This is a genomic window from Alteromonas sp. a30, from assembly GCF_026788005.1.
Taxonomy (GTDB): domain Bacteria; phylum Pseudomonadota; class Gammaproteobacteria; order Enterobacterales; family Alteromonadaceae; genus Paraneptunicella.
In genome coordinates this window covers 157,050-182,877 of sequence record NZ_JABEPE010000002.1, presented here as the reverse complement: position 1 = coordinate 182,877, position 25,828 = coordinate 157,050, and the positions used below count along the sequence as shown (strand labels likewise).

23 protein-coding genes are annotated in these 25,828 nt (G+C 41.9%); all 23 read left to right on the top strand.

Features of this window, described 5'->3' with window-relative positions:
• The first annotated feature begins 4 nt into the window (after positions 1–4).
• The 23 genes from HJG39_RS02950 (at position 5) to neuB (ending at position 25,825) form a co-directional block, all read left to right on the top strand.
• On the top strand, positions 5–1,669 hold the full coding sequence (locus tag HJG39_RS02950; protein ID WP_268406628.1) for a GspE/PulE family protein: 1,665 nt from the start codon (positions 5–7) through the stop codon (positions 1,667–1,669).
• Complete coding sequence (locus HJG39_RS02945) at positions 1,666–2,865, top strand: type II secretion system F family protein (protein ID WP_268406625.1); 1,200 nt, start codon at positions 1,666–1,668, stop codon at positions 2,863–2,865. Before HJG39_RS02950 ends, HJG39_RS02945 begins: the two co-directional genes overlap by 4 nt.
• A gap of 17 nt (positions 2,866–2,882) precedes the next feature.
• Positions 2,883–3,392: a type II secretion system protein gene (locus tag HJG39_RS02940; RefSeq protein ID WP_268406622.1), complete on the top strand. Its 510-nt coding sequence runs from the start codon at positions 2,883–2,885 to the stop codon at positions 3,390–3,392.
• Positions 3,382–3,789 (top strand): PulJ/GspJ family protein, encoded by a 408-nt coding sequence (locus HJG39_RS02935; protein WP_268406619.1) that lies wholly within the window; start codon positions 3,382–3,384, stop codon positions 3,787–3,789. The genes HJG39_RS02940 and HJG39_RS02935 overlap by 11 nt, the downstream gene beginning before the upstream one ends.
• Positions 3,761–4,486 carry a type IV pilin protein gene (locus HJG39_RS02930; protein WP_268406617.1) on the top strand — a complete coding sequence of 242 codons (726 nt, stop codon included), beginning with the start codon at positions 3,761–3,763 and terminating at the stop codon, positions 4,484–4,486. The genes HJG39_RS02935 and HJG39_RS02930 overlap by 29 nt, the downstream gene beginning before the upstream one ends.
• Positions 4,486–5,376, top strand: a complete 891-nt coding sequence (locus HJG39_RS02925) for a general secretion pathway protein GspK (RefSeq protein WP_268406615.1) — start codon at positions 4,486–4,488, stop codon at positions 5,374–5,376. Before HJG39_RS02930 ends, HJG39_RS02925 begins: the two co-directional genes overlap by 1 nt.
• Positions 5,373–6,479: a hypothetical protein gene (locus HJG39_RS02920; RefSeq protein ID WP_268406612.1), complete on the top strand. Its 1,107-nt coding sequence runs from the start codon at positions 5,373–5,375 to the stop codon at positions 6,477–6,479. Before HJG39_RS02925 ends, HJG39_RS02920 begins: the two co-directional genes overlap by 4 nt.
• The gene (locus HJG39_RS02915; protein ID WP_268406610.1) at positions 6,472–7,017 is read left to right on the top strand and encodes a hypothetical protein; all 546 of its coding nucleotides are present in this window, start codon (positions 6,472–6,474) and stop codon (positions 7,015–7,017) included. Before HJG39_RS02920 ends, HJG39_RS02915 begins: the two co-directional genes overlap by 8 nt.
• Positions 7,001–7,567 carry a hypothetical protein gene (locus HJG39_RS02910; protein WP_268406608.1) on the top strand — a complete coding sequence of 189 codons (567 nt, stop codon included), beginning with the start codon at positions 7,001–7,003 and terminating at the stop codon, positions 7,565–7,567. The genes HJG39_RS02915 and HJG39_RS02910 overlap by 17 nt, the downstream gene beginning before the upstream one ends.
• A complete protein-coding gene (locus HJG39_RS02905) occupies positions 7,557–9,632 on the top strand; it encodes a secretin N-terminal domain-containing protein (RefSeq protein ID WP_268406605.1) in 2,076 nt (691 codons plus the stop codon). The genes HJG39_RS02910 and HJG39_RS02905 overlap by 11 nt, the downstream gene beginning before the upstream one ends.
• 151 nt (positions 9,633–9,783) lie before the next feature.
• Positions 9,784–11,157 (top strand): hypothetical protein, encoded by a 1,374-nt coding sequence (locus HJG39_RS02900; protein WP_268406604.1) that lies wholly within the window; start codon positions 9,784–9,786, stop codon positions 11,155–11,157.
• A 132-nt stretch (positions 11,158–11,289) separates the two neighbouring features.
• Positions 11,290–12,510: a glycosyltransferase family 4 protein gene (locus HJG39_RS02895; protein WP_268406602.1), complete on the top strand. Its 1,221-nt coding sequence runs from the start codon at positions 11,290–11,292 to the stop codon at positions 12,508–12,510.
• Position 12,511: 1 nt separating this feature from the next.
• Positions 12,512–14,377 carry a PglL family O-oligosaccharyltransferase gene (locus HJG39_RS02890; protein WP_268406599.1) on the top strand — a complete coding sequence of 622 codons (1,866 nt, stop codon included), beginning with the start codon at positions 12,512–12,514 and terminating at the stop codon, positions 14,375–14,377.
• Positions 14,370–14,996 carry an acetyltransferase gene (locus HJG39_RS02885; RefSeq protein WP_268406597.1) on the top strand — a complete coding sequence of 209 codons (627 nt, stop codon included), beginning with the start codon at positions 14,370–14,372 and terminating at the stop codon, positions 14,994–14,996. The genes HJG39_RS02890 and HJG39_RS02885 overlap by 8 nt, the downstream gene beginning before the upstream one ends.
• 62 nt (positions 14,997–15,058) lie before the next feature.
• Positions 15,059–16,234: a DegT/DnrJ/EryC1/StrS family aminotransferase gene (locus HJG39_RS02880; RefSeq protein WP_268406594.1), complete on the top strand. Its 1,176-nt coding sequence runs from the start codon at positions 15,059–15,061 to the stop codon at positions 16,232–16,234.
• A 24-nt stretch (positions 16,235–16,258) separates the two neighbouring features.
• Positions 16,259–18,163, top strand: a complete 1,905-nt coding sequence (locus HJG39_RS02875; protein ID WP_268406593.1) for a polysaccharide biosynthesis protein — start codon at positions 16,259–16,261, stop codon at positions 18,161–18,163.
• 8 nt (positions 18,164–18,171) lie between these two features.
• Positions 18,172–19,137, top strand: coding sequence for an NAD-dependent epimerase/dehydratase family protein (locus HJG39_RS02870; RefSeq protein WP_268406591.1), 966 nt, complete (start codon positions 18,172–18,174; stop codon positions 19,135–19,137).
• Positions 19,138–20,163: an MraY family glycosyltransferase gene (locus HJG39_RS02865; protein ID WP_268406589.1), complete on the top strand. Its 1,026-nt coding sequence runs from the start codon at positions 19,138–19,140 to the stop codon at positions 20,161–20,163.
• Positions 20,164–20,271: 108 nt separating this feature from the next.
• Positions 20,272–21,285 (top strand): NAD-dependent epimerase, encoded by a 1,014-nt coding sequence (locus HJG39_RS02860; RefSeq protein ID WP_268406586.1) that lies wholly within the window; start codon positions 20,272–20,274, stop codon positions 21,283–21,285.
• Positions 21,286–21,292: 7 nt separating this feature from the next.
• The gene (locus tag HJG39_RS02855; protein ID WP_268406584.1) at positions 21,293–22,267 is read left to right on the top strand and encodes an NAD-dependent epimerase/dehydratase family protein; all 975 of its coding nucleotides are present in this window, start codon (positions 21,293–21,295) and stop codon (positions 22,265–22,267) included.
• Positions 22,268–22,294: 27 nt separating this feature from the next.
• Entirely contained in the window at positions 22,295–23,455 is a 1,161-nt protein-coding gene (locus HJG39_RS02850; RefSeq protein WP_268406582.1) for a LegC family aminotransferase, read from the top strand.
• Positions 23,456–23,482: 27 nt separating this feature from the next.
• Positions 23,483–24,637, top strand: coding sequence for a UDP-N-acetylglucosamine 2-epimerase (neuC, locus tag HJG39_RS02845; RefSeq protein ID WP_268406579.1), 1,155 nt, complete (start codon positions 23,483–23,485; stop codon positions 24,635–24,637).
• A 114-nt stretch (positions 24,638–24,751) separates the two neighbouring features.
• Complete coding sequence (gene neuB, locus HJG39_RS02840) at positions 24,752–25,825, top strand: N-acetylneuraminate synthase (protein WP_268406577.1); 1,074 nt, start codon at positions 24,752–24,754, stop codon at positions 25,823–25,825.
• Positions 25,826–25,828 lie beyond the last annotated feature (3 nt).

Genomic DNA, 25,828 nt, shown 5'->3' with positions numbered 1-25,828 from the left:
TCGTATGAAATTTACCGACATTCTTATTCAAAAGTTTTCTGTAGCGGAGTCTGAAATTGATCGGGCTTTGCAGTTTCAAGCTAGCTATGGTGGCAAAATCGAGACCATTCTCTCGAACTTGGGCATTGTAAATGGCGAGGTGATTTGTGAGGCGCTAGCGGAGTCACTCCAGTTGACTTATGTCTCACAAGAACAAGTTGAAGAAATGTATCAACGCTTTTCGGGATCACAAGTTGAGCAGAGCAAGTTTTTAAAAGAACGAAATTGGTATCTTCTTGGCGAATCGCCCACGGAGGTTGCCTACTATATCACCTTTAATCCAACCAATTTAGAAGCTATCGAGTACCTTGAATACCTCAATAAGGAATTTGAGCTTTTTGTTAGTTCCGAAGGTACATGGCGCGAATTAACGGGTCGTTTAAGCGCAGACGCTGGACTGGAATTAGCCATAGATGACTTTTCCGACCTCGAGGTCGAGCGTTTAAAAGAGCTAGCCTCAGAAGCGCCAGTGGTGAATTTGGTAAATGCGTTAATCAGCAAATCGTTACAGCTTGGGGCATCTGACCTTCATATTGAGCCTAGTGGCAATATTTTTAAGGCCCGAGCGAGGGTTGATGGCGTGCTTCGGGATTTGGAATTTATCCCAAGTGCGATGTCACTTGCGGTTATCTCCAGAATTAAGATTTTATCGTCGATGGATATTGCCGAAAAACGGCGTCCTCAGGATGGCAAAATTGCCATGAAAATATCAGGTTTCGATCTGGATATTCGTGTTTCGGCGCTGCCGTTGAACGCGGGAGAAAGTATCGTCATGCGTTTCCTTTTAAAGGAGTCGGTGCGCTATGAACTTTCCACGTTAGGGATTTCCGATGATATTCGTCAGTGGATCGATGAGGACCTGACTAAATCATCCGGCGTTATTTTGCTTACCGGACCAACCGGAAGCGGTAAAACCACGTCGTTATATTCATTCTTGAATAAGCTTAACAACGACAAAGTGAAAATTATCACGTTAGAAGATCCTGTTGAGTATCAGCTAGATGGCGTAAACCAAATTCAAGTAAAGCCGGACATAGGTTTCGACTTTGCCGCAGGTCTAAAGAGTATCTTGCGTCAGGATCCCGACATTCTGATGCTAGGTGAGATTCGTGACGCGGAGTCTGCAAAAATTGCGATGCAATCTGCACTTACAGGTCACTTAGTTTTTAGTACCGTACATACCAATGATGCGCCAAGTGCTTATACACGTCTAATTGACCTAGGTGTGGAAGAGTTTTTACTTAATGCTGCGTTAGTGTCGATCGTTGCACAGCGCCTTGTGCGTAAAGTTTGTTCACATTGCAGTGAACCTCATGAACACGCACAGGAACTTAAAGTAAAATACAATTTAGAAGCATATGCGAAACAATTTGGTGTTGAAAATGTTGACTTACGGGTGGGAAGTGGCTGTAAGTCTTGCGCGTTTACCGGTTATCAAGGACGTGTGGCAATCCTCGAATACCTTCGTGTTGATGATGAGATTCGCAGTATGCCCAAAGGGGCTGATTTTTTACTGAAAGCCACGCGCCATATGCAGCAAAATGGCGTTCGGGATTTATACGAAGATGGCTTGTATAAAGCCATTCAAGGAATTACCACGATTGATGAAGTGGTTAGGGTTGCCGGATGATTCAATTCGAATGCACAGTCTACGATCAGCATGGTATTCGTCAGGTTGTGACGATTAATAGCACGACAGAAGAGGCGGCTAAAAGAAAGTTAGTTGAAGCAGGCTATAGCGTTGCTAAAGTCGTTGAAATCAGTGAGAAAAAAGGCACATCACTATTCGCCAAAAATCGACTCACGTTAGAGCAACTCGAATTTTTTAGCGCTCAAATGTCTTTGCTGTTGGGTAACGGTTTAAAACTCGATGAAGCGCTTGAGTTACTGCAAAAAGTAGCGGTTGAGAAGAATATTAAATTTGTTGTTGGAAAAATGCTCAATCAGGTAAGAGAGGGGCATCCGTTATCGGGGGCGCTAGAAAGCCGATGGGGGTTCGACAAACTCTATGTCAGCTTAGTGCAGATTGGTGAATCTTCAGGGAATATCTCAGATGTCTTTGCTGGCATTGCCGCTGATTTAAAGTTCAAAAAAGCGCTGGCCGGAAAAGTCAAACAAGCGGTATCTTATCCCATCTTAGTGTTGGTGTTTTGTACGCTAGCCATTTTGTTTGTATTCAATGTTGTTATTCCTCGCATGTCGGTACTGTTTGAGAACCAAGAAAATCTGCCTTGGTATACCGAAGTTATGCTCGCTTCAGCAAACTTTGTTACCACATACCAATGGTTAATGTTGCCTCTGGTCGTTGCGATTCCCGCTTTATTAATCCAATTAAAGCGCCGACCTGAACTGAAAGCTTCTATTGATACCGCTTTGATCCATATTCCCATGGTGTCTCAGTTAATCAGAATGTTAGAACGTATTCGCTATAGTTCGGCAATGTTTCTAACAATAAAAAGCGGCATCTCCGTTGAAAGGGCGATGCAATACAGTGCTAAGGTTATTAAGAATATTGTTTTACAGCGTCAGGCTGAAGCCGCAGAAATGAAAGTAAGACAAGGTAATGCTTTGGCATCGTCCTTTAAGCAAACCTTGATCTACGATGAAATTCATACGGGCTTGATAGAAGTTGGCGAGCGCAGCGGCGACTTAGAAAGTATATTTAAGGAAATTACCGAGCGTGAACAGTTTAACTTCGATGCTTTAGTGACTCGTTTCACCGCGCTACTTGAGCCTGCGCTGATCATGTTAATGGCGGGTATCGTAGGGAGCGTAGTAGTGGTGATGTTGATGAGCATCATTGCTGTGCAGGATATCGGCTTTTAAGCTTTTAGGGTTATATCATGCGTAAGTCATCGGTTGGGTTTTCATTGATAGAGTTGTTAGTGGTCTTTATGATCATTGCTATGGTGATGTCCGTGGTGGCCCCATCTGTGAACAAAATGTATCGCCAACATATGGCTCAGCAAGAAATACGTTTAATGCAACAGTATGTGAAAGACATTTCCAGTAAAGCGTATTCTCAATATCAAGATCTAACCATTCTGCTGGAAGATAATCGGCTCTCTGTGATGTCTAGTTCAGTCTCCAGTCACCCAGAACAATCCAATAATACAGATGAAATAGAAAGTGAACGTCAGGAGCTATTTTCTGAAAATGCATCGGGGCCTTCAGTTTTAAATGAACCCAATCTATTTGAAGTGTCTTTTGAGTATTTGAATTTCGTGCCAGCTTCTATTGTAGCGTCAAAAAGCGGGCATATTCAGCAACATTCCATTGATGTCATGGTGGGCTCGAAAGGCGTGGTGAAACAGGTTGCAATACGGGGGCTAGCGTTTGTTAATGCGTATTAGTCTGCGAAGCGCTAAAGGGTTTACGCTTATTGAGGTATTGATTGCGAGTGTCATTCTCTTCATGGCTATTGCGCTTGTATCTATGGCGTACAAAAGTGGAATTCGCGCGGAAATGGCTGCTGAAAAGCATGTTTTTAGGGCTGTGGCGCTTGGCTTTATTGAAGCGGCAATCAAAGAAGAACTACGAGCTTCCCCAAGCAATACATCTGGGGAAGGTCGATGGAGTCGATTCGAGTATTCGTGGAAGGTTGTGGATGTTAAAGAAAAATGGTCTAAAGCTGGTCTCGATTATGAATCAAATACCCAAGTGCAATTTGGAAGAAAAGTCTTTCTACAATATATCAGTGTTGAGATAAATGAAGTTGAATATGAATTCACGCATCTCACTTGGGTTTAGAAAAAGTAGTGGGTTTACCCTGATAGAGTTGATGGTCTCTATGGTGTTAATGGCTATTGTCATGTCGCTAGCAACCATGGCTCTATCACAATTTAATGGTTATGCGGATAAGTCGGGAAAGGGGTTTGAGGCGCGAATTAACGGATACCTAAACCTTGAACAATTGAAAGAACTTATCAATCGAACGTCAGATTATTACGTCAAAAATAATAACGGAAATAATGTACTGTTTTATCAGGGAAATGAGAGAGAAATTCGTTTTGTTTCGACCACAGGGTGGCGTGAAGAGCAAGATACACTCAATATTTTGCGAGTTGAAAGTGACAAGCTGGATAATACGTTGGAAGCATTAGTTTTGTATCAACGCCCTTTGTCGCAAGATGTTTTTTTTGAGGTTAATCAGTTTCCATCACAAGATTCATTGCAAGGTATTATATTGATTGATGGAGCTAAGCGTATTGCGTTCGATTATTTGGGTATAGAAAACATACGTCAACTTTACCCCTCAGGAACGACAGAGAATTTCAACAGTAACTTACGCTGGCTTGGGGATTACGACGGTAATGCCGTTGGTTATTTGCCAAGTAAAGTCAGAATGCAGGTTGACTGGCCGGATAACAACTCTTGGCCTGCTATTTTTGAGGTGAAAGCTTTCAATTTGGCTAAGCGGGGCTTGATGCTCGGAGGAGCTCGATAATGCGTGCGCTCCCACAAAAACAGTCAGGAGCAGCCCTGATTTTTTCATTGCTGGTGGCTATTTTATTAGGTGTTTTTGCTGCTTTTTTTACTCACAAGGCGCAGAAAAATATCAAGTTGGCTGAAAGTGTTAGTAAGCGAATTGAATTGAGCCACAAAACTGAAAGTGAATTGAATAAAGCTATTTATGGCGCACTAAATTTAGGTTTTTCGGGTTTGGTTTGGCCTGATTCCGGTGTATTGTATCCCGCCCAATTTTGGGGAAAGCCCGAAAAAGTGTCTGCGCAGACTAACATCTCTTTGTTGGATTTGTCAGCAATGTTGAATGTTGTGCCATTTCGGGCACATGAGTGGCGCTCTGTCCTTCAATATTATGGTAAGGAGAAAGCGGAAGCTGAGGCAATTGTTGATCGTATCGAAGATTGGATGGATACGGACAATTTTAGACGCTTACAGGGGATGGAGGCGAGAGCATATCGCATAAGTGGACTGAGTATTTATCCTCGAAATGATATTATGCAGTCGCTTGATGAGTTGACTTTTATACCTGGGATGGATTCAACACTATTTGCTCAGTTAAAAGATGAAATGAGTTATTGGGGAGCAACGTCTCGCTCGCCTTTGTTAGGAAGCCCAGCGATGATTCTGGCGTATTCATCTCAAGAGCAATATCAAGAGGTAATGCGTAAGCGCGCGGAGTCAGGTCAGTTAAGGGTATTATATAATCGCTTAGAAGGTGTTGATGCGACGTTGGTCAATGATGTGCCTTCTGGTATTTTTAGAATTACGGTGGAAGTTGCATTCGATAATGCTGCAACATTCCGCCGAGAGGCAGATGTCAATATGGCCGGAACGGATGTGATGCCCTTTTATATAAATGGTTGGCAATGAAAAATATTGGGTTAAAAGTAAAAGCCAAATTAGTTGGAATCCTGTCGAATAATATTTCACCGCTTTTTATTGAGAAGCGTGCTGATTCTCAAGTATCAGAGTCGACAAAGCGTATAGGCATTTTGCCAAAGCAAATGTATTTATCGATGGATCGACGTTATAAGGTTATCTCGAAAAAAGAGCTATTAGCGATTGTCGAGAATGAAAAGCTGTTACGCTCACCCTTTAAACAAAGCTATGTCCTGTATCGTGTTGATAGTATTGGGGATGGGGAATGGAATGTTAAATTCTATTTTGTTGACCTAGAAGCTCATCCAGAGGTGCTTCAGTACAAGATGCTATTGCTATGGGAAGAAATTGCTAACTTCCTGCTGAAAAAAGAAAGTCTTTCTGTTCTTCGAGTTAGTTCGTGTTGGGGGGCGGAAAAGGCAACCCTCAATGAAGGGAAAGTGCACCTTTCAAGTGAAAATGCTAAGAGCTTAAAAAACAAAATTTTAAACGTAGAAAATCACGGCACTATTAAAGAAATGCATTTTGATGATAAAGCGTTACATCAGTTAACGGTTGATTATCTAGTGACATTTGCATGGTGGGAAATTGCCGGGACCTTTAATAAGCAAGCGTTTAATCAATCAACTTCCACACAATTCCTCCAGCAAATTAATTATAAGTTTTTGGGGTACGCAGTAATTGCCGCTGTGTTATTGGAGTCAGGTTTTTTAATTGCGTCAACCCAATATCTGAATAATCAAATTGATTCAAATGCAGAGTTAAGACAAAGCTATTCACAGTTGAAGCGCAACTATAACAATTTGCTGGAACGTTATGGGCATTACGCCGAAGCAGAATCGAAACGCAGTTACGCATCAGATGTTCCTAAGTTACTGGGGAGCATCGATACCAAGGCTGGCCTCAGAATTGATCGATTTGATTATATCCAAGGCGAAGTTCGTATTGGAGGTTTGGTAGATGATGTCGATTTATTTGTTGGATACTTGTCCGAGCAGAAGCGTGTTAAACAATTGGAATTCATTTCTCCTATTAAACCTGACAAGAGCGGTAAAGACAGGTTTGCAATCAAATTTGAGTTTATAAATGATTGATAAGTATAAAGAAGAGCTGCAAAAGCCGATAGTTAAGTATGGTTTAATTGCTGTCGCTATTTTGTTTGTACTGCAAACTATATTAGTGCCTTGGCTCGATTGGCGTGGAGAAGTTGCGCAAGATTGGCATAGTAAATCAGCGTTAACGTTCAGTGACGATGATTTGACACTTGCGATTGATGAACTTAAAGCAAAAACTGAAGCGCTTCAAAAAGATTTAGCGACCTTGGGCTCCGACTACAAAAGCAAAGGCAATAGTCAGGTTGTTTTGCCCAGTCAAATTCGGGAGATTAGCCAATCTCACAATATTACGATTAATCAGGTTGCTGTCTCCGAGCTGGAAGACTTAAATTCGACCCTTTCTGTATTTGCATTAAATATTGAAGCGACTGGCACGGTAGATGAGTTGTTTCGGTTTGTTCGAGCGTTAGAACAAGATGATTCCTTGTTCGCTGTTCAGCGCTTGACAGTATACAACCGTCGTAAGCAAGAAATGAAAATAAGGATGGAGCTACGTAAGTATGTTGAAAAAGCTTAATCCTAGTCAGGCGGTTTTAATAGGATTCATTACCTTATTGCTCATAGAGTTTGTGGTGAATGTTCTTATTGATGAATCAAACTCCGGTAGGAGTTTATCAACAGATAGCTGGGATAAGACAATTTTGGCACAGCAGAAAAGTGCAGACTTGTCTCCACTAAATGCGTTATTTGGTTTGCGTTCTGAAGCAGAAATTGAGCAAGAGCGATTGGCCGAGGAGCAAGCTAGGGCTGCTGAGCAATTAGCCCAGAAGCAAAAAGAGAATGAAAAGAAAAAGCGAGATGATGTTCTTGTTTTTGGTAAAGACAATGTTCGTTTATTTGGTATTTCAGTCAATGGTGATGAGAAACTTGCAATCATCTCTGTAAAAAATACAAGTAAAGAAGATAAATTGCTGAAGATTAGACAAGGAGACTCTCTGGCCTTGCAGGATGGTAAAGTTAATCTAACACTGGATAACGTGTTGAGTGACTCTATTCAAGTCTCTGTTATCAATAATATAGAAGAAAAATCGTCGTTCAACTTGGTGATATTTAATTATGGGATTTAGTGTTTTTTCAAAGAGTCAGGTTAAAACTCCTGCGAAGCTTGCCTTGCTTATGTGCATGTCGGGTTTGTTGTTGCAAGGGTGTGCCACAAATAGCGATAGCCCATTTAAATCTGTATTTGAGAAGCAACGTGGGGACAATTCTTCTGAAGCGGCAGAAGCGGAAACGAATAAGTCAGATGAAGGGCGTTCTTCGGGATCGTCTGAGTCTTTATCTCCTTTTTCTGTAGATAGAGGCAATACCATTTCTACGTCATCTGAACAGCTTGAGTTAAGTGATGCGGAAACGATCACCGTTTCTTTTGAACAAATCCCACTAGAGCAATTCATTAACCACTCGTTGGCAAATGTACTTAAAGCTAATTTTGTTATTGAGCCGCAGGCTAACATGAGCGGTAAGTCGGTGACGTTGTCGATCAAAGAAAAAGTCAGTCAAAAACGGTATTTAGCACTTTTTCAAGAGGTTCTTAAACAACACAATCTGACTATGAAAGTGAGAAATGGTGTTGTATTCCTGCTTCCAGTCAATGCGCGTAATGGTTTACCTGATTATGATTACGGCTTTGGGCGCACTAAAGAGAGTGTGCCAGAGGGGTCTCAACCTATATTCCATGTTGTTCCTATTGATTTTATCGACCAAAAAAGTTTAACGACCTTCCTTTTGCGTTTAACGAATGGTTCACCTGAAGCTATGGCTGATCCCAACTTGATTGGCATTAGAGGGGCACGAAATGATGTATTACGTGCGCTCGATGTTATCAGTATGGTCGACGTACCTAAAGTTAAAGGAAAACATATTAGCTTTATCAAACTAGAGTATCTGCCTTCCTCAGAGTTTATTACTCAGGTCGAAGAGTTGCTAGAAAACGAGGGAGTATCGGTCTCACAGGTCGTCAGTTTTGCTGATTTAACACGACAAAATGGCGTCGTTGTGCATTCGAGCAGCCCTGAAGTGATCCAAAGAATTAATTTTTGGCGTGAGAAGTTGGATACACCAGAGTCTACAGATGATAAGCAATACTTTATGTATTACCCCGAAAATATTGAGGCGAAAAAGTTAGCGGAAGTGTTAGGCAAACTGGTTTCTGTATCGCAGGGAGGAAGGGGGTCTTCCAGTAATTCCCGCAGAACAGGGGGGGCGAGCTCGGAATCCAGCGGTGGCGGTAGTGCTGCATCAACCTCAAATAGCTCTAGAGGCAGTTCAGGGGGGACAGATGATTTTAATTATGTCGTTGACGAAAATCGGAATGTGATCATTATTTATTCGGATGCGAGTCGCTATAAAGGGCTTTTACCGCTGCTGAAAAAGTTAGATGTTACCCCGTCCCAAGTGCTGATCGAAGCTCGATTAATTGAAATCACACTGACGGACCAGTTTAGTCAAGGTATTGAGTGGAGCCTCTTTGGTGGCGGCGCAAAGCGTGAAATCGGTACGTCACAATTGAGTTCATTTTCTAACGGAAGTTTTTCCTACACAATCAGTGGAGTTGATTACAACGCAGCGTTAAATTTACTGCAAAGCCAAGATCGCCTTAAGGTGCTGTCAAGCCCACGTATTGTTGTTGCTAATGGGGAAAAAGCCTCTCTCAACGTCGGGACTGAAATTCCAGTACTTTCGACTCAGGCCGCAGATGTTGATAGTGATCGTGTCTTACAAAGTATTCAATATCGATCTACTGGTGTGGATTTGACTGTTGAGCCCACAGTGAATTCTAGCAATGTCATTTCAATGTCCATCTCTCAGAATGTGAGTGAGACTTCTGAAAATGCGTCTTCTGGAATAGATTCTCCTCTTATCTTAAACCGTTCTTTCGATACCTATGTTATTGCCAACTCTGGGCAGACATTAGTGCTTGGTGGATTGATTCGGGAGAATAATTCGTCAGACGACTCAAAGATACCTTTGTTAGGTGATATTCCTGTTGTGGGTAAATTATTTCGAAGTGATTCTCGCTCTACATCAAGGACTGAGTTAGTGGTTCTGATAACGCCTAGAATTATCTCAAATTCGAGTGATATCGACGACATTAAAACCTTATTTCTTGATGAGTTGACGCAATTCGACTAAAAGTAAGAGAATGCTGAGAAATTTTAACGAGTACGGATTAATCTGGCCTTGACATATAGCTATGTAGCTTTGATAATCCACGGCGAGCACATTTTTAAGGAATTGTGCTAATTGCAATTAACACATTCATTTTGAATTGGAGTTTAAAATAATGAAAAAGCTAAATATGAATAGTTTGGCTCTTGGAGTAGCTCTTGCAGTTGCTTCTACTGGCGCTTTCGCTGGTACGATCGCGGGTACGTCCGCAGCAGTTGGTGTTGAAGCAGCAACTACTGGTAGCTTAGTTGCTGCAGGTGGTGTTTTTGAAATCGTTCCAGCTGTTGGTACAAATGCTTCTGACCGTATCACTGTTACTTTAAGTGACGGTGCAACGTTTGCTGATGGTTCATACACGTTATTCACAAGTGACGGCGCTGACGTTGGTAATACGGCCTTTACAACAGTAACTAATCCTGTTGCAGGCGCGTCTTCTATCGTATTCCGTTCAGCGAGTACAGTTTCAACTACAGCTGAGTACGTGCTTTCTAGCTCTTCGGCAATTGCTGGTGTTGGTGCTGGTTTCACTGTAACGCTTCCTAGCCTAGCTGCTGGCAACTCAGTTAACCTAAGCGCTTCAATGAGCGATCTTGGTGGTGTCTATGATATCTACCCAGGTGTTGAAATTTTCGAATATGCTAACCAGTTTAGTGGTGCAGTTAGCGACCTAGCAGATGAGACTATTGATGTTAACACTAATCGTTTAACATTCTTGAATGACGGCTCATCAGATGACATCGCACTAGAACTTAGTGATGCGGCTGTTGCAAATGGTGTTACTTTGAATGACAACGATGAAGTTGATTTCGTTCTTTCTGGTGACATGAGTGGCTTGGTTTCTGTAGCGTTAATTACTACTGAAACTAATGGTGCAAATGCGGTTGAGCGTGGCGAATTTGTTGTTGCTGACGACAATGCATCTGCAACATTCTCTGCGAGTGCTTCTGATGTGTTTGGTACCGCGTCAAGCGTTATCCGCGCTACAGTTGACGGCGAGACTGCTTTGACTACACGTACTTTCACTGTTAAAGCTGACTTGAACTTCGAAACTGAAACTGACAAGAACTTAGTGGCTGAAGGTACTCCTGCTGGTTTGTGGAATATCAACGGTTTACAAGCTAAAGTTGCACACCTAACATTGAATTCTTCTGGCTTTGTTAGCTGGTTGAAAGTTGCTAACGAAGGTACAACTTCTGCGCAAATCAATGCTGACATTATCTACACGCTAGCTGATGGCACAGAAGGTTCTGTTGATAACGCTGCTCTAGGTACAGTTGATGCTGGCGGTGTATTCACAGTTTCAGAAGCTTCTATTCTAGAAGCAATGGGCAACCCTGAAGGTATTGTTGATGCTTCATTAACAGTGACTGTTGCTGGTCAAACTAACTTGATCCACTTGATTGCTGAGAAGAAAGCATCTGATGGCCGAGTTTCTCTACCAGTTTACTACAATATCTCTGGTGCTAACCCACGTAACTGGGTTCAATAATAATATTGAAATAAAGTTATGATCTAAAAAAGGAGCGCTTTGCGCTCCTTTTGTCTTTTTAGTGAGGGTAAAAGACACTTCCTCCATGTAATATCTTTCCTGAATTCTTAGTCTATAAATCTGAATCTAAAAATGAAAATTTTGTATTTCCACCAACATTTTTCCACCCCTGATGGTGGAACGGGAACTCGTTCTTATGAGTTTTCTAAGGCGCTTGTTTCTCGTGGTCATGAAGTAACGGTTATATGTGGTAGTTATGATGTTGGTCGCACAGGGCTTAGTCATGCATTTGTTAAGAATCGACGAGAAGGGTTAGTTGAGGGAATAAAGGTAATAGAGTACCAAGCTCCGTACTCTAATCGATTAGGCTTGTTGAAACGAGCTGCACAATTTTTAAAGTTTTCTTTGGTATGTTGTAAAGAAGTCTTCAAACAAAAACCAGAGTTGGTTTTTTGTACGTCTACACCCTTAACCATTGCTATTCCTGGTATCTTTGCCAAACTTTTTGCTAGAAAAAAGTTTGTTTTCGAAGTTCGTGATCTATGGCCAGAATTGCCCGTGGCAATGGGCGTTATTAAGAATCCTCTAGTGATTTTTGCGCTTAAACTACTTGAGGTTGTAAGTTATAAACTTGCAGATCATGTGATTGCATTATCTGCTGGGATGGCCGCTGGTGTTAGTAAGCATGTTGAAGCCAATAAGGTGTCCATTATTTCTAATGGATGTGATTTACATTATGTTGAGCAAGCTTCTCAATCTATAGATCTTCCAGATTATTTATCTCCTTCTGATAAAGTTTTTATTTACAGTGGAACCTTGGGTATTGCCAATGGCTTGATGGCATTAAATGATGCGGCTGAGGTACTCAAAAAACGGAAAGTTGAGAACATAAAAATTCTTCTCGCTGGTGATGGAATGTTGAGGGAGTCGTTAGAGGCTGATGCTAAGGCAAGAGGCTTACATAATATTTTCTTCCTAGGTAATTTGCCGAAAAAACAAGTTTTTTCAATTTATACACGGTGTACTGGAGGGTTAATGATTTTGGATAATATCCCTGCATTTTATAATGGTACATCCCCAAATAAATTTTTTGATTATTTGTCTGCTGGATTACCTATCATTTGTAACTATCCGGGTTGGATTGAGAAACAATTAGATGAAACAGGGGCTGGCATAGCCGTTAACCCGGATGATGCAGAAGCGTTAGCTGATGCTTTAATTAAAGTTGCAATGGATGAAGAACGAACTGCTGAAATGGCTGAAAAAGCTAAAGAGTTGGCGGTAAGTAAATTTAATAGAGAAGATTTGATTTGTCAGTTTACACAAAAAATAGAAGAGGTTGGTGGACGATAGGATGATGAGTTATAACCGTCTTAGAAAAATAAACACTTGGTATGATAGAAGTCTATTTTTCTTTCTTGCGCTTTCCTTTTGGTTTGGAATGAATCATGTTGGGCGTAACCTCGGTGGTTCAGGTATTGAATTACCCTACAATATCTTTTTTATCATAGGTATCGTTGTTTTTGCGCTATTCGCGGTGTTTAAAATTGCGCTGACCTCTCGCATTAACATTCCCAAACCATATTGGTTAGTTGTGATTTCTGCTCTACTTATTGTTTTTCCCTTGCTTTATGTTAATCGAGTTTTGCTTGATACTGCCATGGAGCGTTTTTATGGTTTAGCAGTAGGGCTCTTTTATTTGCTGCTGTTGTACCAATTAACGTCGTTTAGGTCTAAAAAAGTCGTCTTGATGATTTTGTTCCTATCTACCCTGATTCAGACTTTCTGGGGGCTGTTGCAGTTTTATTTTATCTACGAGTCGCAGGTTTTGTTTTACCGTGCTGATCTAGGTCAGCCTTACGGTGTTTTCCAACAAATCAATGACTATGGAAGCTATTTAGCTGTAGGTTCAGTGATGGCGCTGTATTACGCTTTTTATGCTAAGCAACAAGTTATTTGGAAGTATATTGCCGCGACCCTATTAGTCTTTGCCAATACGCATTTAACGGAGCTTGCTCTTGCCGAAACAGGTAAAATTGTCAATCTAGTATCTGTCTTTGTTTACTTAGCATTTGTGGCTTATGACAAAAAACAAGTTACTAAACCAGTTGTTATTCTGGCGGTTTGTATCATTAGTGCGATTATTCCAAGAGAACTGGTTCATTTTCGACCTCACCCCTCAGAATATTTCCTTCCGGGACAACAGGTAGCTAAGCCTGTTACGGCTTCAGACGCCGTAAATCAAGTAACCAAACAAAGTGAGTTATCGGCTCCCAAACAGGGAGATAATATTTGGTGGCGGTTATTGGGCACTCGCTCAGTTATTTATCCAATAACTATCAAAATGATTATTGAGCATCCCTGGGTAGGTGTAGGTCCCGGTGCTTTTACTAAACAATACTTACTTCATCAGGGCGAATATTTAAAACAATATCCTGATGCGCCGGCAGAATTCAATTTAGATCATCCGCATAATGAAATCCTATATTGGGTTGTTGAACTCGGTCTGTTTTCCGCTCTTGGTTTTTTGCTATTAGTTTGCGGATGTTGGTGGTTATCATTTCGAGGGATAATTGACTGGCGACTTTTATTGATTGGTTTGCCTTTGATTGTTCACTCGATGTTGGAGTTACCTTTGTATCATTCGGCGCCACATGCTTTTTTATTGGTGTCATTGTTTTTTGTTGCCACACGTTCAACAAAGGTACTAAGAATAAAGCTACCTAAGTTTTCAAAGTTATTGATCGTGCCAGTGGCTATATGGGCCTTTGTTCAAATCCAAATGTTTATGCTGTCCACAGTTTATGCATTACAGATGTTTTTATTGTTTAATAAATCTAATAAAACGCATATCAAACTGCTCACGTCCATCAATAACCCAGCAGCGTTTAAATTGCGTCGCGAGTTCGAGATACTTCAATATCGATTACGTAAAGCAAAAGAGTCAGGCAATATCTCCTTTAATGATTTACAGAGCTTCCTGTATTGGTCTTATTCTACTATTCAGTACGCGCCCTTAGAGGTGACTTATCAGAACTTTGTAGAAGGTCTACGGTTGGGGGGTAAACATATTCAGGCATTAAAATACGCGAAAGAAGCAAATTTAATGTACCCAAGAAACGAGAAGTTCAAAGAGTATATAGATTTTTACCACAAACGAAGCGACCTTATTTCTAGTAAACCCAAAGCTGTAGATCAAAAGGAAGGGCGTAATGAATAGTAAACCGCCTCTCGTTATTGTGGGTGCAGGAGGGCATGGAAAAGTTGTTGCAGATGCTGCCCATGCACAGGGAGGCTTTGATACTGTAAGCTTTCTTGATGATAGATTCGAATCATTACCGATTCAGATAGGCTTTCCTGTTATCGGTAATGATAGTCTTATTCCAGAGCTGATAGTGCAAGGGTGTCAGTTTATTATCGCTATAGGCGATAACGATGTCCGAGCGGAGAAATATCAGGCGTTGTGTAAGGCTGGGGCAGATTTGGCTACGGTTATCCATCCGTCTGCAACGGTTGCATCAAGTGTGCGTTTGGGCAGAGGCGTAGTGGTGCTAGCTGGTGCAATCATTAACGCGAGTGCAACGGTGGCTGATAATGTCATTATTAATACAGGGGCCATTGTTGAGCACGATTGCTATATTGGTGCGAATACACATATTGCTCCTAAGAGTGCTTTAACAGGCGGTTGCTCTGTAGGGGAGTCCTGCTTAATTGGAGTTGGGGCAAGTGTGATTCCAGGAAAAACAATCGGTAACCGTGTTACTGTTGGTGCAGGGGCAGCAGTAACTCAGAATATCCCTGATAATCATGTCGCCATTGGAGTTCCTGCTCGTTGGTAGTTGAAGTATAATGGGCACCGAATCTGAGGATGTCCTCGAAGTTGTTAACGGTAAGAATAAGAATGTTAGGAACTAAGTTACCCTCTTGGCCGAATTTTAGTCAGGAAGAAGTCGAAAAAGTCAGTAATGTCTTACGTAGTAATAAAGTGAATTACTGGACTGGCACCGAAGCTCGATCTTTTGAAAAAGAGTTTGCCGATTATTTTGGTGTTGAATATGCCATTGCGTTATCTAATGGCTCCGTTGCCATTGAGCTTGCCTTGATTGCAATGGGTGTCGGGCAGGGGGATGAGGTCGTTGTTACTCCTCGAACATTTATTGCCTCTATTTCAAGTGTTATTAATGTAGGGGCAACCCCCGTATTTGCCGACGTTGAATTAGATTCCGGTAATATCAGCGCCCGCACTATCCTGCCTGTATTAACTGATAAAACTAAAGCAATTATTTGTGTTCATCTCGGTGGTTGGCCCTGTGAAATGGACGAGATCATGGCTTTAGCTAATGAGCATGAGCTGTATGTTATTGAAGACTGTGCTCAATCTCATTGTTCAAGTTATAAAGGGAAGCGGCTTGGTAGTATCGGCCATGTAGGCGCGTTTTCCTTCTGCCAAGACAAAATCATGACAACTGGCGGCGAAGGGGGCATGTTAGTGTGCAATGACAAGGGGCTCTGGTCTAAGGCGTGGTCTTATAAAGATCATGGAAAGAGCTGGTCGGCAGTTTATGAAAAAGAGCACAAAAAAGGCTATCGTTGGCTACATGAATCTTTTGGCACGAATTGGCGTATGACCGAAATGCAAGCCACGATTGGTCGCTATCAACTTACTCAATTAGATGAGTGGGGCCGAATTCGTAAGTCCTATGCTGAACGTTATAACCAAGTTGCAAGGCAGTTTTCCGCAATTGAAGTGCCTGAAGCTGCAAATTACTTTGAGTATGTTCCCTACAAACATTACCTATACGTTAAACCAGACGCGTTGGCAGAAGGCTGGACTCGAGACCGCATAATCCAATCGATTAATGAAAAAGGGATTCCTTGTTTTTCGGGTACGTGTTCGGAAGTTTATTTAGAAAAAGCCTTTGATAATACGCCTTATCGCCCTGTTGAACGCTTACCTAATGCAGCTCAAATGGGCAAAACAAGCTTGTGTTTTTTGGTCCATCCAACGATTACCGAAAATGACATGGATGAAATATGCTCGGCATTACATGCCGTGTTTGAACAAGCTAGTTGTTAAATATTCCAAGAAAGATAGGAACGAATGTTGCTGAAATTATTAAATCTTTCAAGACTGAACAAGAAATTGATTGCTCAGGCGATAGATGCTTTGTCGTTAACGATGGCATTCCTTTTGGCGTTATCAATTCGTCTAGGAGAAATTCATATCCCTCACTCTCCTTATGCTTGGGGCTGTTTGGTATTTTGTATCATCTTCACGATTTCATTTGGCGAAAAGATAGGCGTTTATAAAACAGTTGTGCGCTTCTTTGGTAATCAAAATATCGTTTCAATTTGCTCTGTTGTGGCGGCGTCTTCTATTGTTATGTCGCTGTGCTTGTTCTTTTTCTCCATCTCCTTACCACGTTCAACGCCTATTATTTATGGTTGTTTAGCGATTTTATTGATGTTAGGAACCCGCTTTGGGTTAAGGCTTTTATTCCAACATTATGCAAAAGAACAGCTTGGTGAACCTGTCGTTATCTACGGGGCTGGGTCAGCAGGAAACGAATTAGCGGCGGCTTTAAAGCATGATAATCGCTATATGCCGATTGCCCTTGTTGACGATAATCCCAAATTACATGGCCGGAGAGTTCAAGGTATTGAAGTTTCTCCCCCGGATAAAATTGATGATTTGGTTAAGACCTATGGTGTTAAGCGTATTCTTTTAGCAATTGCAAACTTACCCTCCGAACGCAGAAAAGACATTTATGAGCAGTTTGCTCATCTACGCATCAAGATTAAAACAATACCGGCTTATTCTCAGCTTGTTTCCGGTGAGATGAGCGTTGAGAATCTCAGAAATATCAACGTAGAAGATCTGTTAGGGCGCACTCCTGTTGAACCAATAACGGAATTGATGGATAAATGTATAAAAGGAAAAGCGGTCATGGTCACAGGGGCTGGCGGCTCCATTGGATCGGAGCTATGTCGGCAGATTATTAAATTATCCCCCCGCAAGCTAATTCTTTTAGATAGTTCAGAATTTTCTTTGTATTCCATTCATAAAGAGCTTTTAGGACCATCTCAAGTCGATCCCTCGAATACAATTATTCCGGTGATTGGAAATGTGCTTGATAATGCTCTTATTGAAGATGTGATTAGCAATAATAAGGTCGATACAATTTACCATGCCGCAGCCTACAAGCATGTTCCCTTAGTGGAGCAAAATATTGTTGAAGGCGTGAAAAATAATGTTATTGGTACTTATCGAGTGGCGCAAATGGCGCTCAAATTTAATGTTGAAAATATGGTACTGATTTCCACGGACAAAGCGGTGCGTTCAACCAACGTAATGGGCGCGTCAAAACGCGTTGCCGAATTTGTTTTGCAGGCTTTTTCCACGATGGAAAGTAAAACCTGTTTTAGCATGGTGCGATTTGGTAACGTTTTAGGTTCGTCGGGCTCCGTTGTGCCCCTGTTTAAGTCCCAAATTAAACAGGGAGGGCCGGTCACGGTAACACACCCAGAAATTACACGGTATTTTATGACCATCCCCGAGGCCGCTCAGTTAGTTATTCAAGCCGGAGCATTGGCTAAAGGGGGTGAGGTTTTTGTCCTTGATATGGGAAGCCCTGTTAAAATTGCAGATTTAGCCAAGAAGATGATTCATTTAATGGGATATTCAGATGACCCAACGTCTGAGCGATTTATAGACTTGCAATATTCAGGACTAAGGCCGGGTGAAAAGCTATACGAAGAATTGTTAGTTGATGACAATGCGTTAGGAACTCAACATCAGCGCATTATGTGTGCTCGAGAGTCATACCTAGAGTTAACCGAATTAGAAGCGCTAGTTAAAGCCCTTATTAATGCAATTGATGTTCGCAACCCGGCGACCGTCCGAGAGCTGCTTTTAGAAGCCCCAACTGGCTTTAAGCCGGCTTCACAAGACGCGCTTTCTCATCAAGAGGCGAGCTCCACGCACGATAGGCCCAATTTGCATTAGTGATGAAAATGAACATTTTGATAACTGGGGCAACTGGGTTTGTAGGTCGCCAGCTTGTTAGCGACCTACTCAAGCAAAGCCAAGATATAGAACTGTTTTTGGTTGCCAGAAACGATCCGAGGGAACATCTCCCGATAGCGCATTTGAAAGATAGGAATATTCACTTTATTCAAGTGGATTCTATCGAAAATTTATCAGCGCAGCAGCTTAGTTCCAATATTGATGTCGTCATTCATTTAGCTGCCAAGGCTCATGTGGTTGAAAATAATGAGTTAGCTGGCGAGTACGAACGAATAAATGTGGATGGAACCAAAGCGGTAGCACAAGTCGCTATCGCTAAGCAGGTGAAACACTTCATCTACGTAAGCTCAATTAAAGTCAATGGTGACGAAACATCAATTCAAGCCTTTTCTGAAGACGATATACCTTCACCTGAAGGTGTTTATGCTTTAACGAAGTTTCAGGCTGAACAGTACCTTCGAAGTATATCGAGTTCATCCTTGAGGGTTTCTATTATTCGCCCTCCCTTGGTCTATGGCAAAGGAGTTAAAGCTAATATGAATGCTTTAGTCAGCCTAGTGAAGCGTTTACCAGTATTGCCTCTAGGGGCCATTAATAATCGTCGCTCATTAATCAGTGTTGGGAATTTGAATCATTTCATATTGACAATACTCAGTACAAAACCTGCGGAGCAATACGATTATTCCGTGTTTCTTGTTGCCGATAAATCCCCTGTTAGTACCGCCCAACTTTGTCAAAATATTGCCCAAGCACTTGGTAAATCCATTATGATGTTAAGCATTCCTCCCGCATTAATGGCGTTTGCTTTTAAGCTTATTGGTAAAGGAACGATGTGGAATAAACTGTCTAGTAATCTTGAGATAAGTGGGCAAAATGCCATGAGGTATTATCATTGGGAAGCTCGTTATCCGATGGTTGAAGAGCTCGCCTACTTAAAAGAGGAAAATAATTAAATGCGCTTGTGGTTATTTTTGTTTTCTCTCAGCTTTGTGTCAGCATTTTTAACGTGGTCGTTAATTCGACACACCAAGCAAAAGGCGATGCTTGATATACCCAATGACAGAAGTTCGCATACTGTGCCTACTCCTAGAGGTGGTGGCGCGGCTTTGATTCTAACGTTTTTCATCGGGTTATTTGCTATTTATGTTAAAAATGTTGTTACTGACCCTATGTTTATGGCGCTTATTTTAGGCGGTGGATTTATTGCGTGGATTGGTTGGATTGATGACAAAAGAGGCGTTGATGCAAAGTGGCGTTTACTTGTTCAAACTATTGCCGCAGTCGTTTCCCTCATATTGCTAAAGGATGTTCCCGAGCTTCCATTTTCAGACCGTTTTCCTTTACTTGATTATATTGCTTATTTGGTTGCTTTGCTTGTTATCGTTTGGTCGACCAACTTGTTTAACTTTATGGATGGAATTAACGGCCTTGCTGGATTCGAAACGCTAACGGTAAGTATTGGAGCCGCTATCATTTTATATACATCGGGTGAAACCATGTATTCGGCATCGTTGCTTTTGTTAAGCGTTAGTACCCTTGGCTTTTTAGTTTTTAACTTTCCCAAAGCCCGTATTTTTATGGGAGATGTTGGCAGCAGTTTCCTAGGTTTTGCCATGGCTATCTATGCGATAGGTGTGTCATCAGTCGATGTCATTAGCCCATGGAGTTGGGTGATTCTGTACGGCTATTTTGTCGTGGATTCAACAGTCACGCTCATTACTCGAATGCTAACCGGACAACCGTGGCTTAAAGCGCATAATTTGCATGCATATCAAAAGTGGAGCAGGAAGCTGGGTTCTCACACGCGCGTGACTTTATGCATTGTATTGATGAATGTGTTTTGGCTATTTCCACTTGCGTGGTTAGCAACGACTTTTTACGACTACTCTGCGTTAATTGCGATCGTTGCACTGTTACCCTTAGTCATTGGTGTAGCTCGTTCGAAAGCCGGTGTAAAAGGCGCTGAGCTGAACTCGTAGGACTTAAGTTTGAAAGCCGCTTAACCTGTATTAATTTCCTATTAATACAGGTAGACTACACTGCTTCCAAAGTTAGGTTGAAACTTCTTAAATTAAAGATCAAATTGAATGAACGTATTGGTTACTGGTGCAGCCGGATTTATTGGTATGCACGTCGCTCAGCGCTTATTGGAAAGGGGAGATAATGTCGTCGGTATCGATAATATCAACGACTATTACGATCCAAAGCTCAAGCACGATAGGCTTTCTTTAATACAAAATCATCCTCATTTCGAATTTCATAAAGTCGATTTGGCAGATACGTCAGCTATTAGCGACATTTTTTCAGCGCACAAATTTAACTTAGTGATCAACCTTGCTGCTCAAGCCGGTGTACGTTATTCAATGGAAAACCCTCGGGCTTACATTGATAGCAACATTGTTGGTTTTCTAAATATTCTTGAAGGTTGCCGAAATACTGGGGTAGAGCATTTAGTTTATGCTTCTTCTAGCTCGGTATATGGTGCGAATGAAACACTTCCATTTTCGGTAAGCGATTCTGTCGATCACCCACTTTCCATGTACGCCGCAACCAAAAAATCTAACGAATTGATGGCGCATACTTATAGTGCTTTATATGGCATTCCGACCACGGGATTACGCTTTTTTACCGTTTATGGTCCGTGGGGTCGTCCTGATATGGCCCTATTTAAATTTGCCAAAGCCATTCTAAACGATGAAGAAATTGAGGTCTTTAACTACGGCAATCACCGCCGTGACTTCACCTACATCGATGATATTTGCGAAGGCATTATTCGCGTATCAGATAACATAGCTGCGCCCGACCCAGAATGGTCAGGTGCAAATCCAGATCCCGGTTCAAGTAAATTCCCGTGGCGTGTTTATAACATTGGTAACTCAAGCCCTGTTATGCTGATGGACTATATTAAAGCCATTGAAAAAGCATTAGGCAAAAGTGCATCCATGAAAATGTTGCCACTGCAACCGGGTGATGTGCCTGATACCCATGCAGATGTGGGCGCGCTGATTAAGCAAACGGGTTTTAAGCCAGAAACCACTGTAGAAACCGGTATTGCGAAATTTATTGATTGGTTTGTAGATTACTACAACTATAAATTGTGAGGAAAGAATGAAAAAAGTGTTAGTTACTGGTGGCGCAGGTTACATCGGTAGTGTGTTAGTTCGTTTATTGTTGGCTCAAAATTATCATGTTGTCGTTGTTGATAACTTAAGCTTTGGCGGCGAAAGCATCGTTGAATTACTGAATGCTCCTAACTTTACTTTCGTAAAAGGTGATATTCGTGATGAAGCGCTAATGAAAGACGTATTAGCGGACATCGAATATGTTGCACACCTAGCTGCGATCGTAGGCGATCCAGCTTGTGCTAAAGAGCCGGAAGTAACTCGCTCAATTAACTTGGATGGTTCCAAAAAGCTTTATGAGCTAGCGCAAGAAGCGGGCGTTAAGCGTTTTGTTTTTGCATCTACATGCAGTAACTACGGAAAAATGGAAGACAGCGAAGGCTATGTTCATGAAAACTCGCCATTAACGCCAGTTTCTTTGTATGCAGAAACCAAAGTTGAATTTGAACAGTTCTTGTTAGGTCAAGACAAAGCGACAGGCTGTGTGCCAACTTGTTTGCGTTTCTCCACTGTTTACGGTTTGTCTCCGCGTTTGCGTTTCGACCTCACAGTGAATGAATTCACTAAAGAATTGGCGTTAGACAGAGAACTGGTTATCTTTGGTGAGCAATTCTGGCGTCCTTATTGCCATGTTGTTGATTTGTCTCGTTCCGTGGTTGAAGTATTCAATGCTGACGCAGAAAAAGTGTCTTTTGAAGTATTCAACGTTGGTAATACCAGCGAAAACTATCAGAAGAAAATGATTGTTGATGAGATCCAAAAATTCTTGCCAGAAGCTAAAATCAAATACGTTGAAAAGCAAGAAGATCCGCGCGATTACCGCGTTAACTTCGACAAGATTAAGTCTGTACTTGGGTTTGAAATTACCAAAACTGTACCAGATGGTATCGAGCAAATTCTGCAAGTTGTTAAAGATGGATTCATTGTTAATCCAGACGACGGACGTTATAAAAACGTTTAATTTAAACTGGTTCTATAAGACGTAAACATGTCACAGAATATCAATCAATTGGCAGAGTCATTCTGCCAATTCGTCCAAACGACATTTAAAACAACCGACTTTATCCCTTTACATATTCCCACGCTTAACGGCAACGAAGAAGCTTATGTTGTTGATGCTATCCGTAGCACGTTTGTTTCAACTGTTGGGCAACGTGTGGTGGATTTTGAGCAGCAAATGGCCACTTATTTAGGGGTAAAACACGCGGTTGCTATGGTTAATGGCACAGCCGCTTTGCACATTGCCTTGCTGGCAGTAGGCGTAAAGCCTGATTCCGAAGTGCTAACCCAGCCTTTGTCATTTGTTGCCACTACTAATGCCATTCACTACTGCAATGCAGAGCCAGTATTCATCGATGTTGATGCCGCCTCCATGAGCTTATGCCCGAAAGCCTTGGCGAGTTGGCTTGAGCAAAACGCAGAAATAGTTGACGGGAAAGCCATTAACAAGCATACCCAAAAGCCCATTTCAGCTTGTGTGCCTATGCACAGCTTTGGTTTTATAGGCGACATCGAAGGTGTTATCGAAGTTTGTCAGCAATATGGCATCCCAGTGGTTGAAGATGCCGCTGAATCGCTAGGTTCCACCAAAAACGACCAACATGCTGGAACGTTTGCTTCTTGTGGTGCGATTAGCTTCAATGGCAACAAGATTATGACCACCGGAGGCGGTGGTATGTTAGTGACTAATGATGATGAAATCGCACAGGTTGCGCGCCATTTATCAACCACAGCAAAGGTGCCCCATAAGTGGGAGTACGTGCATGATGTGGTCGGTTTTAATTTCCGAATGCCGAACCTCAACGCAGCATTAGGGGTGGCGCAATTAGAACAAGTGCCTAGCTTTATGCGAGCCAAACGTGAGTTGGCAAAATCGTACCAAGCGTTTTTCGCTGATACCGAAATTACTTTCATTACAGAATTACCCAATACTCAAGTGAACTATTGGTTATGTACGGTGAAACTTGCAGACAAAACGCAGCGTGACGCGTTCTTAACCGTTACTAATGATAGTGGCATCATGACCCGCCCAGCGTGGCAGTTGCTAAATACTCTGCCAGCGTTCAAGCATTGTCAGGCAGGCCCGTTACCGAATGCCACACATTTAGCCGATTGCATAGTAAACATTCCGAGTTCGGTGATTGTTTAAGGTTTTTAACGACTTAAAAGGTGATAAATGAAAGTTTGTGTCGTAACAGGAACCCGAGCGGAATACGGACTGTTTTATTGGCTGCTTAAAGCACTCAATGACGATCCAAGTTTTGAATTGCAGCTAGTTGTTACAGGTATGCATTTATCACCTGAGTTTGGTTCGACTTATCAAGAAATTGAAAAAGACGGCTTTCCCATTCACGACACCGTTGAAATATTGCTTTCTGGTGATTCCCCAGTTGCTATCACCAAATCTACAGGGTTAGCGTTAATGGGGTTTGCAGAAAGCTTTAAGAATCTGCAACCGGATTTGGTTATGCTGCTTGGCGATCGTTTTGAAGCGCTTGGTGCGGCGACAGCGGCTCTGTTTGCCAATATTCCTATTGCTCACTTGCATGGTGGTGAAGCTACATTTGGCGCGGTGGACGAATCTATTCGACATGCTATTTCAAAAATGGCGCATATTCATTTTCCAGCAACCGAAGAATATCGAGCGCGTTTAATTCAAATGGGTGAGCAACCAGAATCGGTTTATAACGTGGGCGCGTTAGGCGTTGAATCCTCGGTGAAAACCCAAGCCTTATCGAAACAAGCGCTAGAAGAATCCATTGGTTTTGATTTAGGCGAGCGCTTCTTTTTAGTGACGTATCACCCTGTTACTTTGGATGTACAAGAGCAGCGCGAAGGCATGCAAGCCATGTTAGAAGCGCTAGATGCATTCCCTAATGTAAAACTACTCATTACGTTTCCTAACGCGGATGCGCACGGTAGGGAGCTTATCGATACGCTTAAACGGTATGTCAGTCAAAATAGCGAGCGTGTTTATCTTACTGAATCCTTGGGGCGAGTGCGTTATTTGAGTGCCCTAAGTCATTGTGCTTGTGTGGTCGGGAATTCATCAAGCGGTGTTATTGAAGCGCCTTCGTTTAGCGTACCAACGGTGGATATTGGTTGTCGCCAACAAGGCCGAGCTAGGGCCGATTCGGTGTTTAATTGTAAGCCAACTAAGGACAGTATTTTAAAAACGCTTAATCACGTTATGGCCCAGAAGTACTCGGCAGCCGACCCCATTTTCACTAATCCCTATGATGGCGGTGAAACAAGCCAGCAAATTATAGAAATACTAAAAGCCATAGATTTAAATGACGTTGGCAAAAAAATATTTAACGATTTGAATTAAGCAGTGAGTTATCGAGTTTTTGTTAATGGCAATGTTTGTCAGTCAACATCGTTTAACAATTCGAATTTAAGAACACACTACATCTAAGCAAGCATTATCAGGAAAGGTTTGAACATGAGCACATTTATTATTGCAGAAGCCGGCGTTAATCATAACGGTGAATTAGACAAAGCTTTACAGTTAGTGGATGTTGCTGTGGAAGCGGGTGCGGATGCTGTTAAATTTCAAACCTTTAAATCGGAAAATTTAGTCACAGAAAGTGCATCAAAAGCAGAATATCAGAAAAAGCTAACTGACAGTGAAGAGAGCCAAATCGATATGCTGCGCAAGCTTGAGCTGCCCCATGAACATCATTTCAAAATAAAAGATTACTGTGAAAGCAAAGGGATCGAGTTCATGTCGACGGCCTTCGACCTAGAGAGCCTCGACTTTCTGTTAACGCAAATGGATTTAAAAAGGCTCAAGCTGCCCTCGGGTGAAATCACCAATTTACCGCTGGTTTTCGAGCACGCCAAAAGTGGATTAGATGTTATTGTTTCCACTGGCATGGCAACCCTAAGTGAAATTGAGCAAGCACTGAAAGTCATTAGTGGCGGTTTTTTAGCGCGCGAAAATATCGATGTAAATCATCAGTGGGATCTGGCTTATACCAACCCACAAGCGCAAACGTTACTAAAAGAAAAAGTGTCAATTTTGCAATGTGTAACCGAATATCCTGCACCAGCGGATTCGTTAAATCTAAAAGCAATTCAAAGTATTCGAGAAACCTTTGGTTTAAACGTGGGTTATTCGGATCACTCCCTTGGCATTTGGGCACCGATTAGCGCGGTAACACTCGGCGCAACTATTGTCGAGAAACACTTTACCTTGGATAAAACCCTTCCTGGTCCAGATCATCAAGCTTCCTTAGAGCCATATGAGCTAAAAGCCATGGTTGATGCTATTCGCAATGTTGAAGTGGCGCTAGGTGATGGCATTAAACGTCCTGTTGCCGCAGAGCTAAAAAATCGCGAGCCAGCTAGAAAAAGTTTAGTAATTACCGCGCCATTAAAGCAGGGTGAAGAAATCACCGCGGCGCATTTATCAGTGAAGCGCCCAGAAAAAGGCATGTCGCCTTCGCGCTACTGGGATTTAATCGGCAAAACGGCTAACAAAGACTACCAAGTTGGCGACTTTCTTGAAGATTAATTT